Source organism: Litoreibacter janthinus (genome assembly GCF_900111945.1).
Classification (GTDB): Bacteria; Pseudomonadota; Alphaproteobacteria; order Rhodobacterales; family Rhodobacteraceae; genus Litoreibacter; species Litoreibacter janthinus.
The window spans coordinates 1,144,949-1,157,035 of record NZ_FOYO01000001.1 but is presented as its reverse complement, the minus strand read 5'-3'; the positions used below and the strand labels follow the sequence as shown (position 1 = coordinate 1,157,035).

Below are 12,087 nucleotides of genomic sequence, written 5' to 3'. Positions count from 1 at the left end.
TTTCCTAACCGGCAATAGCGACATCCACCGCTTGCGAGTTCTTTTGGCCGCCCGAAGACCGCAGGTGCCCGCGTACTGGCGAAACGTCGGAATAGTCGCGCCCGTAGCCTGCAACGACGTGGTCGGTTCCGACCAGCGTGGCATTGGTCGGATCATATTCGATCCAACCCTGCTCTGGCCCGCACCAAGCCCGCACCCATGCGTGCATTGCATCGGCACCCTCTAGCTTGACGCCGCCGGGCGGCGGAAGTGTGCGTAGATAGCCGCTGACATACCCCGCTGGGATCCCGAGGGATTGCAGGGCAAGGATCATAATATGCGTAAAGTCCTGACAAACACCGCGGCGCAAGCGAAATGCATCTGACGCGACTGTATCCACAGTGGTCGCCGTTGCATCAAAGGTCATCGCGTCGTGCAACGCCTTGCCAATGCGGATCACATTTTCGACGACGCTTGCGTTTGGCTCGTAAAGGTCGAGCGCGAAATCGCGGATCGCGTTATTTGGTGGCAGTCGCGGACTTGGCCCAAGAAAATGCAACGGCGATGTCGGGCTCAGATCAGTCAGGTCATCGCAGTTCGAACGCATGCGCGCGACATCTGGCGACAGATCTTGCCAGAGAAGTGGCGCGTGCATATCGACATGACATGACAATTTGATCGACATCTCTGAATGTTGATCACGATGCGCACAGGAATGCGTCGTGTTCCCAAAGAAGTCCAAACCCTCGGATCGCGTCTCCGGTTCCGGAAAAATCTCAAGCAGATGCGTCGTCAGCCTTTGCCGCCCTACCAGTGTTCGGGGCAATACGCGGATCAAATGGCGACTGTTTGCAGCTGGTCGCTCGTAAAAATGGGCGATTGTCAGGCGTATAGAATAGATCATCAATCAGGCTAGGTGATATGAGTTGAGAGTGTCGGATACAGCCCATATGTCCTGTTTGACCTGAGTCAGGACCTCGGGGGATATGTCGGCGGGTGCGCCGGTCGCCAGCTGCGTTTCAAGCAGCAAAATCTGGCGCGCCACGTGGCTCATGTGATGATCGTGATGCTGGCTGGGCAGGTTTGCAATGTGAGCCTTGCAACGCGTGATGTGATAGCGAACGGCGCGCGGGTTGTTTGGATCAAGCGCCAAAAGGTCGGTGACAGAGCTCACACTGGCGGCAATTTGAAACCGGGTGCGATGTGTCACAACGCTGTCCCCGATTTCCAAGGCAAGGTCCAGCGCGCCACTTGACGGCTCTGCAGAAAGGCAAGCACTCAGCAGATCGCACATATTCGCCGCGCGCTCCAGAGACGTGCCGATGCTCAAGAACCGCCACCCGTCCGAGCGATACATATTTTCGTGCACCAGACCCGCAAACCCGGTGACCTGACGCAACAACCGGCTGATCTGGACAGGCGCGTCCTCAAGCGGCACCTGCTGGCCTTCCAGAGCTTTGGCATCCATGACTAGCCCGCGCAGCGCCATCATCCCGTCGGGTGAAAAGCGGTCGCTGATACGGGACGCCGATTGAAGTGCCAGACCCAAAGGTTCGCCAAACCGAACGGCAATGGCAGCGGCGTTGGGTTCCACGCCGTCCATCAAATGATCGCGAATAAATGCGGGTATGATGTCGCTGTGATCCGCGCCGTCACAAATTCGCGCAAAATATGCGCGGAACAAGCGCATGTTCTGTTCAGAGCGCTCAACATAGCGGCCAAGCCAGAACAGATTGTCCGCCGCACGGCTAGGCAAGAGCGCATGAGTCAGACTGCGCGTCACAGTACTTTTCGATGTTGATAACAGGCTTGGTGTCTTGACCTGGGTGCGGCTCGTGACCCAAACGTCCGCCACTTTCCCTCCGCGCTGCATCGCCAATGCCTTGGCATCATCGCCCGCGCTGATCCGTGCATACCCTCCGGGCATCACGGCCCAACCATCTTCCGTGCGCCCCATCGAAATACGGATACACATGGGGCGCGGGACCAGATGACCGTCATGCCAGACCGGTGTGGTCGACAATGTCACGGCCTCTTGGCCCACAAGGTTATGCCCGTTGCTTTTGAGCAGATCGGCCAAGTGCTGATCGTGCGATCCATCGGCCATTTCACCCATTACGGTTGTATGTGGGTCCGACATTAGTGGAACAGTCGAGAACGCATCCCCCACCATCATCTGCGCATAGTTTGAGATCACATGGTCACGCTGGCTGTCCTGACCGCACCACCATGTTGCAATGTTGGGCAAGGCCAGCTTCCGCCCAAGACGCGCACTAGAAATCTTCGGAAGAAATGCCATCAGCGCGCGTGTTTCAAGCACGCCTGCCCCGACCATATTCACTGTCTTGAGCGCGCCCGAGCGGATCGCCTCGACCAGCCCCGCGGCGCCCAACATCGACTCCGAATCCAGCTCCAGAGGGTCGAACATCGAGCTGGGCAAACGGTTCCACAGCAAGCTTATCGGTTTCAGGCCCGCTACCGTGCGCACCATAGCCTTGCCGTCCTGCACGATCAGGTCTTCGCCTTCAACCAGCAGCAAGCCAAGATAGCGGGCCATATATGAATGTTCGGCATAGTTCTGGTTCATCGGACCGGGCGACAGCAACGCGACCTCACCCGAGCTGCGCCCCTTGATGTCCATCAACCTTTGCTGGAAACCCTGAAAATATCCGGCCAGTCGATGAATGTTCGCGCCTGCAAAAAAGTTCGGAAACACGCGACCCATCGCGATCCGGTTTTCAACGGCAAAACCGACAGTCGAAGGCGCTTCGATCAGATCGCTGATCACCCACCACTTACCATCAGGACCACGCCCAATTTCAAAGGACAGTGTGTTGAGTAGATGAGTGCCTTGCTTACCTGCCCCGACCATGGGGCGCAGCCACGCGGGGTTCTGGCTGAGCAGTTTTGCGGGCAATTGGCCAGAAGTCACCAAGCTGTTGTCGCCGTAAAAATCCCGCAGAACATATTCCAGCAGGTCCGCCCGTTCGATCAACCCTTTGGAAATAATCTGCCATTCGTCGTCGCCAATGATCACAGGGATGTGGCTAAGCGGCCATTCCCGTTCGGTGGACAGGGTTTCGTCATACTGGCGGAACAGAACTCCGGCATCGCGCAGATACTGATCCCCGCGCGAAAAGCGCAAGCCCAGTTCCTCGGGCGATAGGCCGCACAGATGCTCAAAGAACGGCGCCCAGACAGGCTTGATCGTACCGTCAGGTGCTAGCATCTCGTCGTTTGATGCCATGTTCTGCACGGCATAGGCCTCCAGCAAGCTGTGGTCTTTCGGTCTGTGTGCAGAAGGTTGTGACGTTTGCATTTTTACAGTCCAGCTCGCCGCCGCAAATCCAGCGTCATCGGGAATTCGGGATGCGGCCGCTCGGGCGTGGGCGGCTCTGTTCCTGCACTGTGCCCCATTTTTTCAAATCTGCTCAACCGCCGCGCCTCTGCCTCGTTGCCGTTCACGGGGAAGGTATCGAAATTGCGGCCACCGGGGTGGGCCACATAGTATCGGCACCCGCCCAACGACTTGCCTGACCATGTGTCAAAGATATCAAACGTCAGCGGTGCGTCCACTTCAAGGACAGGATGCAGCGACATTGCCGGCTTCCAAGCCTTGTAGCGCACGCCACCAACCCGTGTGCCATTTGTAGCTGTGGGCGTCAGCGGTACGCAGCGCCGATTTGCGGTGACCTTGTAACGGTCCGGGTTTGCGCCTTTAAGCGTGACCTGAAGCCGCTCCGACGAGCTATCAGTATACCGCACTGTGCCGCCAATTGCGCCGGTTTCGCCCATGACATGCCAGGGCTCCAGCGCCTGGCGCAATTCCAGCGTGATACCTTCGTACGTAACTTCGCCACAGAAGGGGAAACGGAATTCGGCCTGCGCTTTGAACCAATCGGGATCAAACACCATGTCGTGGGCGCGCAAATCCTCAAGCACCTCAAGAAAATCCTCCCAAATGAAGGCAGGGAGCATGAAGCGGTCATGCAGGGTCGTGCCCCACCGGGTCAGGTTTCCACTAATCGGAGCCTCCCAGCAGCGTGCGATGATGGCACGCAGCAGCAATTGTTGCGCAAGGCTCATCCTTGGGTTTGGTGGCATTTCAAAGCCACGAAATTCCACAAGGCCAAGCCGTCCAGTCGGGCCATCTGGCGAGTACAGTTTGTCGATGCAAATCTCGGTGCGATGGGTGTTACCGGTGACATCAATCAACGCGTTGCGCAGCAGACGGTCGGTCAACCATGGGGGCGGAGCGGCGCCGTCGGTCGGTGGCCAGATCTGGTCGAGCGCGATCTCAAGTTCGTAAAGCACGTCATGGCGTGCCTCGTCGATACGCGGTGCCTGAGACGTTGGCCCAACGAAGGTACCTGCAAACAGATAGGACAGGCTCGGGTGGCGTTGCCAAAACAGGATCAGGCTTTTGAGCAGGTCGGGGCGACGCAGGAACGGGCTGTCACCTGGTGTGGCGCCGCCAACGACCACGTGGTTTCCGCCACCCGTGCCGGTGTGGCGGCCATCAACCATGAATTTATCGGCGCCAAGGCGACATTGCCTCGCCTCTTCATAGACGGTTTGCGTGGTGTCTACGCAGGCGTCCCAATTGGCAGCGGGGTGGATGTTGACCTCGATTACACCTGGGTCAGGGGCAATGCGCATCACGTCCACACGAGGGTCATGGGGCGGCGCGTACCCTTCGATCAAGACCTTGTGCCCAACGGATTTGGCCGCACTTTCGACGGCGGCAATCAGCTCCAAATAGTCTTCAAGCGTTTCGACGGGCGGCATGAACACACATAGCCGTCCATCGCGCGGCTCGACCGAGATCGCGGTGCGCACGCGACCGGATAGATCGCCCAAGGTTTGCTCTACCTGTTCTTGTCCGGCACTGCCCTGCGTGCGGTGGGCAACCGGCTGATCTGGCTCAACCGCGTCAGGCAAAGGCGCGCGTGGCTCCGTGGGGTCTTGAGGCACGATGAAGGGATAATCGCTTTCAGGTACATGCGGCAACGTGCCAAGCGGCAGGCGGTAGCCAACTGGGCTGTCGCCTGCCACCAAGAAGACCTTGCCGCGGCGCAAGTTCCAAACTTCGGACATCCAACGGCTGGACGCCTTTGCTTGCCAGCGTTGCACCGGCAGGACATAGCCAGCAGGCGTTGTCAGGCCGCGTTCAAAAACCTTGGCGATGCGCGCGCGTTCCTCGGGATCAGCCAACTTCGAGTTTTCGGGCGTCACATTGGCTGGCAGATTGCCTTCCTTGATGATCCATTCGGCAGGGTCTTCAAAGGCAGGCAATACGTTCTGCGTTGGCACGTCTAGATAGGCCGCGATAGCGGCCAGCAGCTTTTGCGCCTCTTCGGGGCCAACATCTTCATGCGTGTCTTCCTGCGCAAGTAGATCGGGATTGTGCCAGATCGGCTGACCGTCCTTGCGCCAGTAGAGCGAAAAGGTCCAGCGTGGCAAAGTCTCGCCCGGATACCATTTTCCCTGACCGTAATGCAGTAATCCGCCAGTCGAAAACTTGCCCTGCAATCGGCGCATTAGCTTGTCGGCAAGCCCACGTTTGGCGGGGCCGACGGCGTCGGAGTTCCACTCGGCACTCTCGAAATCATCGATGGATACGAATGTCGGCTCTCCGCCCATGGTCAGGCGCACGTCGCCGTTTTCCAAGCGCTTGTCGACGGCATGGCCAAGAGTGTTCAGCGCATCCCATGCATCATCCGAAAATGGTTTGGTGATGCGCGGATGTTCGGCCGTGCGCGTCACCTGCATATCAAACGAGAATTCGACATCTGCCGCACTGGCTACGCCTGAAATCGGGGCGGCGTGGCGGTAGTGCGGGGTTGCCGCGAGTGGAATATGGCTTTCGCCCGCCAACAGCCCCGAAGTGGGGTCAAGACCGACCCAGCCTGCACCGGGTAAGTATACCTCAACCCAAGCGTGCAGATCGGTGAAATCGGTATCGGTGCCCGCCGGGCCGTCAAGCGCTACAAGGTCTGGCTTCAGCTGGATCAGGTAGCCCGACACAAACCGTGCCGCGATACCAAGATTGCGCAGCACCTGTACCAGCAACCAACTGGAATCGCGACACGAACCAGAGGCGCGACCAAGGGTGGTCTCTGCGGTCTGGACCCCTGCTTCCATTCGGATTTCGTAGTTGATCTCGCTCGCCAGACGCATATTCAGCGCCACCAGAAAATCGATGGTGACCATAGGTTCGCGCGACACTGTCGTCAGGAACTTCTCGAGCAAAGGCCCCACCGGATCACGCTGCAAATAGATGCTCAGGTCAGTGGCGATGTCGTCATCGTAAGCAAAAGGGAAGTCCTTTGCACTGTCTTCGACGAAGAAATCGAAAGGGTTGTAAACAGACATATCCGCAACCAGATCGACCTCGATCTTGAACTCGCGCACGGGCTCGGGAAAGACGAAACGGGCCAGCCAGTTGCCGTAAGGGTCCTGCTGATGGTTCACGAAATGGGCGGAAGGCGAGACGCTCAGACTGTGCGAAATGACACGTGTCCGCGAATGCGGGGCTGGGCGCAGGCGGATCACCTGCGGACCCAACGTGACTGGCCTGTCGTACTTATAGTGCGTCAGATGGTAGATGCTTGCGGTGATTGACATGAAGGCACTCCTTACAGGCACAGTGGACGTGCAGCCCGATAGCAGCAACCACCAATTCCTTGGAACACTGGACCATTCACAACAAGCAGCGCGTTAGAGCGTTTTTGTAGCATCGCTTTCCAACCTTCAGGCGATTTGCAAAATAGCCTAGCAACTCGCCGGGTGTCGCGATGATCTGATGGCCAGCATTCAGCAAGCGCAGTTTTTGCGCTTCAAATGCGCGCGGACGTCGTTCGGCTAGCGAAACGTGTCAGGTAGGTTATTCAACTCTTGCAGATTTAGGAGCTTCAGCTCATCCACTGACCGCCGTCGACGTTATATGTCTGCGACACAATGTAATCGGACTCTTGTGAAGCAAGGAACACAGCCATACCGCTTAGGTCTGCTGGGACCGCAAAGCGCCCTGCTGGGACACCTGCCGCAACCTCGGCTTTCTTTTGGCCCAGAGGTTTGCCTTCCAGCTTGGCGAACATGGAGTCTACATGTTCCCAGTGTTCGCCATCGACCACTCCTGGGGCAATAGCATTCACGTTGATCCCATGCTTGATCAGATTCAGCCCGGCCGATTGGGTCATGGAAATTACGGCTGCTTTGGTCGAACAGTAAACCAGTACAAGGCCTTCACCGCGACGACCGGCTTGAGATGCCATATTGATAATCTTGCCGCCATGACCTTGGGCTATCATCTTTTTCGCAGCAGCCTGCATGGTAAATAATGTGCCCGCGACATTCACAGCATACAGTTTTTCATAGCTGGAGCGGGTGATGTCCACTGTTTCGGCGGCATCAAACAGAGCTGCATTGTTAACTAGGATGTCCAATTTTCCAGCATGGTCCACGACGGCTTGAATGGCGGCATCAATGCTGGCTTGGTCACTGACGTCAAGCTGTACCGCATAGGCGGCATCGCCTAATTCCGATGCTGTTTTCTGCGCCGCATCTAGATTAATGTCAGCGATGGCGACTTGCGCACCCTCGGCGAGATAGGCCTCGGCAAAGCCGCGACCAATACCACGTGCAGCTCCCGTGATCAGGGCCGACTTTCCGTCCAAGCGCTTCATGAATTGCACTCTCCATTCATCTCAAAGCGATGAGTTTTATTGACGTCAGGTGTCAGAAAATTCGTGCCGCGCAGCAAGAAAGCTTGTCATGCCTCTCGTGCGCGTTCAGCGTTTGGTGACGCCCCGCAATAAGCGGTCAAAGCCGCCTCCATGCCCTCATTCCAGATCATGTGTAACCAACGTTCAAAAGTGGCCGAAAATTTGGCGTTTTGAGCCAGTTCCCCATAGATGGACTGCTGTTCCAGCCAAGCTTGTGGGCGGGCGCGAGCCTCCTTGGCTACCGCTTGCAACTTGTCCCAGATGGGATCGTTGGGAAGAATTTCACTGCCATCTTCGCGCTCTCCTTGGCACATGCGTGCCCAAGCAGCTTCGACCAACGCAAGTCCTTCCAGCGGAGTCCCTGCCGCAATCGCCTTACGCACGAGCGGCAGCACGAATCCAGGATGACGCGCGCTTCCGTCAAAGGCCACGCGGCGGGTCGTGTCATGGATCTTCGGGTTCGAGAACCGATCATGAATCAACTGGACATAGTCCGTCGGTGCCATACCCGGAACGGCATCAACATGGGGAACGATATCTTCCAGCGCTACCTTGCGGAACAGGGCACCAACTAAAGCATGATCCATGCAGCTAGAGATTGTCTCGAGCGACAGAACTTCGCCGACATTCGTGATCACTTGGTGACCAGCATTCAGGATGCGGATTTTCATCGTTTCGAAGGCGTGAACGTCATTCGTGAAGGTCACGCCGACGTTTTCCCAAGCAGGACGGCCCGCGCAGAAATCGTCTTCCATCACCCACTGGCGGAAGTTTTCGTGGCTGACGGGGGCGGTGTCATCTATCCCTAGGGCTTGCGCCTTCTCAATAAGATCTGGTCCTGTTGACGGGACAATGCAATCCACCATCGAGTTCGGGAAACTGCAGTTCTCGTCAATCCAATCGGCCAGATCGGAATCTTGCAGTCTTGCCAGTCCAACAACAGTTTGGCGCAAGATATCGCCATTGCCTTGCAGGTTGTCACAGCTTTGCCCCGTAAACGGACCTGTTCCCGCCGCGCGTCGCTGACGCAGCGCAGCAACCATGGCGCCAAAAGCCGTTCGTGGCGTATCGGGATGCTGGGCGTCATGCTGGATGTCTGGATGCGCCGTGTGAAACGCATTGGTTACTGGATCGACATAGTAACCGCTTTCGGTCACCGTCAATGCGACGATGCGGATATCAGATTGCGACATCCGCGCGATCAGCGCACCGTTTCCGTCCTCGATTGGCACGTAGTCGATCATCGAGCCAACTACTTCGGTCGACTGCCCTTCCGGCGACAATTCAATAAGCGTCGTCAGGCAGTCCTGCGCGACCAGTCGCTCGCGCATTTCCGTGTCATAGGCGCGAACCCCTGCCCCGACAATCGCCCAATCCAGCGCCTCGCCCTGTTGCATCAACCGGTGCAAATACCACGACTGGTGAGCACGGTGGAAATTCCCGACCCCGATATGGACTATCCCTGCTGATAGCGCAGCTCGGTCGTACTCGGGACGCAAAACGCCTTTGGGAAGATCGGCAAGTGTGGTGTTCGCCAGCTTCATCTTACGCGATCCGCAGTCCTGCCGGATCAAACCGATGAACTTCATTAGCCCGTGGGTTCAGACCGATGCTGTCACCATGCTTAAGATTTACGTCGCCGATGGCGCGGACCGTCAATGTCTCGGCTAAACCCGTGTTGTGAATATGGAAGAAGGTGTCAGAGCCAAGATGCTCTGCCACACCAACCGTGCCATTCCATTCCCCTTTACCCTCAACAACATCGATATGTTCAGGGCGCACACCAATCGTATGGGCATTGTACTTGGCAGCCTCTTCGCCGGTAATGAGGTTCATCTTGGGCGAACCGATAAAGCCCGCGACGAATGTATTGCGCGGCGCGCGGTAGAGCTCAAGCGGGCTGCCGACCTGTTCAATCACACCAGCATGGAGAACGACGATCTTGTCGGCCATGGTCATTGCTTCGACCTGATCGTGGGTCACGTAGATCATCGTAGTCTCAAGACGCTTGTGCAGCTCGGAGATTTCCAGCCGCATTCCAACACGCAGGGCTGCGTCGAGGTTTGACAAAGGTTCGTCAAACAGGAAGGCCGAGGGCTCGCGCACAATCGCACGACCGATGGCAACGCGTTGACGCTGTCCACCGGACAACTGACCTGGGCGACGTTCAATGTAGTCTTTCAGGTTCAAAACATCGGCCGCAGCGTTCACCCGCTTGTCGATTTCAGCCTGAGGCATCTTTGCCATGCGCAGCGGAAACGCGATGTTCTTGCGCACCGACATATGCGGGTAGAGCGCATAGGACTGAAACACCATCGCCAATCCACGTTTGGCCGGAACCAGATCGGTCGCGTCTTTACCATCAATCTCGATGTGGCCTGACGTGATGTCTTCCAGCCCGGCAATCAGGCGAAGCAGTGTTGACTTGCCGCAACCCGAGGGGCCGACGAAGACCGTGAATTCACCGTCATAGATGGTCAGATCCAGCGGCGGAATGACCTGCACGTCACCAAAGCTTTTCGTGACCTGTTTGAGTTCGATTTGTCCCATGTGTCAGGTTCCTTATTTAACCGCGCCGAAGGTCAGGCCGCGTACAAGTTGTTTCTGGCTGAACCAGCCAAGGATGAGGATCGGTGCAATAGCCATCGTCGAGGCTGCACTGAGTTTCGCAAAGAACAGGCCTTCGGGGCTTGAGTAACTGGCGATAAAGGCAGTCAGCGGGGCCGCGTTGACCGCGGTCAGGTTGAGTGTCCAGAACGCTTCGTTCCACGCGAGGATGAAGTTTAGCAGCAGCGTCGAAGCAATGCCCGGAATGGCCATCGGCGTCAGGATATACAGGATTTCTTCCTTAAGGGTCGCACCATCCATCCGCGCGGCTTCAAGGATTTCTCCCGGAATCTCGCGGAAGTACGTGTAGAGCATCCAGACGATAATAGGCAGGTTGATGAGCATCAGGATGACGACCAGCGCCAAACGGTTGTCCAGAACACCCAGCCGGATGCAGATCAGGTAGATCGGATAAAGCACACCAACCGCTGGCAACATCTTGGTCGACAGCATCCAGAGCAGGATGTCTTTTGTCCGTTTAGACGGGACAAAGGCCATCGACCACGCGGCGGGAACGGCGACAATCAGGCCAAGGATCGTCGATCCGCCGGCAATGATGATCGAGTTCCACAGGAACCGGCCATAGTTTGATCGCTCCATGACGACGCGGTAGTTTTCTAGCGTCCAGTCGAAGCCCAGAAAGATCGGCGGGCTCGCGATGGCTTGGCCTTCCGTCTTGAACGATGTCAGGATCGTCCAGAGGATCGGGAAGAAGATCAGCAAGCCGATGGCCCAAGCGGCGGTCGTGTTGATGAGCTTCCGACGGTCGTTAACAGCACGTGCCATGATCAGTTATCCAAATTCTTGCCGACGATCCGCATCAGGAAGATCGCGACGATGTTTGCAAGGATGATGGCGTAGACACCACCGGCGGAGCCAAGACCGATATTCTGGCTTTCCAGAACTCGCTGGAAGATCAAGTAGGACAGCGTGCGGGTACCGAATGCACCGCCCGTGGTTACGAAAATCTCGGCGAAGATCGCCAGCAGAAAGATTGTCTGGATCAGGATCACAATGGTGATCGCGCGGCTTAGATGTGGGAGCACGATGTAGAAGAAACGTTTAATAAACGGCGCCCCATCCATTTCAGCGGCTTCAAGCTGTTCACTGTCGAGCGACTGAAACGCGGTCAGCAAGATCAGCGTGGCGAAAGGCAACCACTGCCAGCTGACAATCATGATCAGCGACGGCATCGCGGCATCTGAAAGCCAACTGACCGGTTCGGCGCCGAAGAAGCGCCAGAGGTGTGCGAACAATCCGTTCACGGGGTCCATGAACATGTTCTTCCAGACCAGCGCGGACACGGTTGGCATAACGAAGAAAGGCGCGATGACGAGGATACGGACGGCGCCCTGCCCCCACATCGGCTGATCCAGCAGCATCGCAATCAGGATACCAAGGACCACGGTGATGATCAAAACACCTAGGACGATGACGAGCGTGGTCTGCACTGCAGGCCAAAAGGCGCTTGAAGTTACGAAACGGACGTAGTTGTCAAATCCGGTCCACCCTTGGTCGCCACCACGCAGGGGCAAGTAGGTGCGGAATGAGAACCACAATGTCATAAGCAGTGGAACGAGCATCCAGCCGAGGAGCAGAACAACGGCAGGGGCCATCATCAGTCGGGCTGCGGATCGGGAAGCTTTAGTGGCCATAGGATGCATCTCCTCCGTTAACGGGTGACCTTTGCAGGTGCCCACTCTAGGCGTCGAATGAAAATTTTGTAAAGTTTTTAAAGTATCAGAGGGCGGACAGGCCGCCCTCTGAACTTAGT

At 57.0% G+C, this 12,087-nt stretch carries 8 protein-coding genes and 1 pseudogene; all 9 read right to left on the bottom strand.

Annotation, left to right across the window (positions count from 1 at the left end; all coding sequences use genetic code 11):
* Positions 1 to 4 precede the first annotated feature (4 nt).
* The gene (locus BM352_RS05820; protein WP_245781031.1) at positions 5 to 586 is read right to left on the bottom strand and encodes a transglutaminase-like domain-containing protein; all 582 of its coding nucleotides are present in this window, start codon (positions 584 to 586) and stop codon (positions 5 to 7) included.
* 63 nt (positions 587 to 649) lie between these two features.
* A pseudogene (locus BM352_RS19105) lies at positions 650 to 883 on the bottom strand (transglutaminase N-terminal domain-containing protein); the annotation flags it as partial.
* Positions 884 to 886: 3 nt separating this feature from the next.
* Complete coding sequence (locus BM352_RS05815) at positions 887 to 3,298, bottom strand: circularly permuted type 2 ATP-grasp protein (protein ID WP_245780925.1); 2,412 nt, start codon at positions 3,296 to 3,298, stop codon at positions 887 to 889.
* Positions 3,299 to 3,300: 2 nt separating this feature from the next.
* The gene (locus BM352_RS05810; RefSeq protein WP_090213690.1) at positions 3,301 to 6,606 is read right to left on the bottom strand and encodes a transglutaminase family protein; all 3,306 of its coding nucleotides are present in this window, start codon (positions 6,604 to 6,606) and stop codon (positions 3,301 to 3,303) included.
* A gap of 287 nt (positions 6,607 to 6,893) precedes the next feature.
* Positions 6,894 to 7,667 carry an L-iditol 2-dehydrogenase gene (locus BM352_RS05805; RefSeq protein WP_090213687.1) on the bottom strand — a complete coding sequence of 258 codons (774 nt, stop codon included), beginning with the start codon at positions 7,665 to 7,667 and terminating at the stop codon, positions 6,894 to 6,896.
* 86 nt (positions 7,668 to 7,753) lie between these two features.
* Positions 7,754 to 9,295: a mannitol dehydrogenase family protein gene (locus BM352_RS05800; protein ID WP_245780924.1), complete on the bottom strand. Its 1,542-nt coding sequence runs from the start codon at positions 9,293 to 9,295 to the stop codon at positions 7,754 to 7,756.
* The gene (locus BM352_RS05795; RefSeq protein ID WP_090213682.1) at positions 9,252 to 10,256 is read right to left on the bottom strand and encodes an ABC transporter ATP-binding protein; all 1,005 of its coding nucleotides are present in this window, start codon (positions 10,254 to 10,256) and stop codon (positions 9,252 to 9,254) included. The genes BM352_RS05800 and BM352_RS05795 overlap by 44 nt, the downstream gene beginning before the upstream one ends.
* A 12-nt stretch (positions 10,257 to 10,268) precedes the next feature.
* Complete coding sequence (locus tag BM352_RS05790; RefSeq protein ID WP_090213680.1) at positions 10,269 to 11,099, bottom strand: carbohydrate ABC transporter permease; 831 nt, start codon at positions 11,097 to 11,099, stop codon at positions 10,269 to 10,271.
* 2 nt (positions 11,100 to 11,101) lie between these two features.
* The gene (locus BM352_RS05785; protein ID WP_090213678.1) at positions 11,102 to 11,968 is read right to left on the bottom strand and encodes a carbohydrate ABC transporter permease; all 867 of its coding nucleotides are present in this window, start codon (positions 11,966 to 11,968) and stop codon (positions 11,102 to 11,104) included.
* Between the last annotated feature and the right edge of the window lie 119 nt (positions 11,969 to 12,087).

Coding starts and splice junctions, on each gene's coding strand:
- BM352_RS05820 (WP_245781031.1), bottom strand. CDS start 586: ATGCGTTCGAACTGCGATGACCTGACTGATCTGAGCCCGACATCGCCG.
- BM352_RS05800 (WP_245780924.1), bottom strand. CDS start 9,295: ATGAAGTTCATCGGTTTGATCCGGCAGGACTGCGGATCGCGTAAGATG.
- BM352_RS05785 (WP_090213678.1), bottom strand. CDS start 11,968: ATGGCCACTAAAGCTTCCCGATCCGCAGCCCGACTGATGATGGCCCCT.
- BM352_RS05795 (WP_090213682.1), bottom strand. CDS start 10,256: ATGGGACAAATCGAACTCAAACAGGTCACGAAAAGCTTTGGTGACGTG.
- BM352_RS05810 (WP_090213690.1), bottom strand. CDS start 6,606: ATGTCAATCACCGCAAGCATCTACCATCTGACGCACTATAAGTACGAC.
- BM352_RS05815 (WP_245780925.1), bottom strand. CDS start 3,298: ATGCAAACGTCACAACCTTCTGCACACAGACCGAAAGACCACAGCTTG.
- BM352_RS05790 (WP_090213680.1), bottom strand. CDS start 11,099: ATGGCACGTGCTGTTAACGACCGTCGGAAGCTCATCAACACGACCGCC.
- BM352_RS05805 (WP_090213687.1), bottom strand. CDS start 7,667: ATGAAGCGCTTGGACGGAAAGTCGGCCCTGATCACGGGAGCTGCACGT.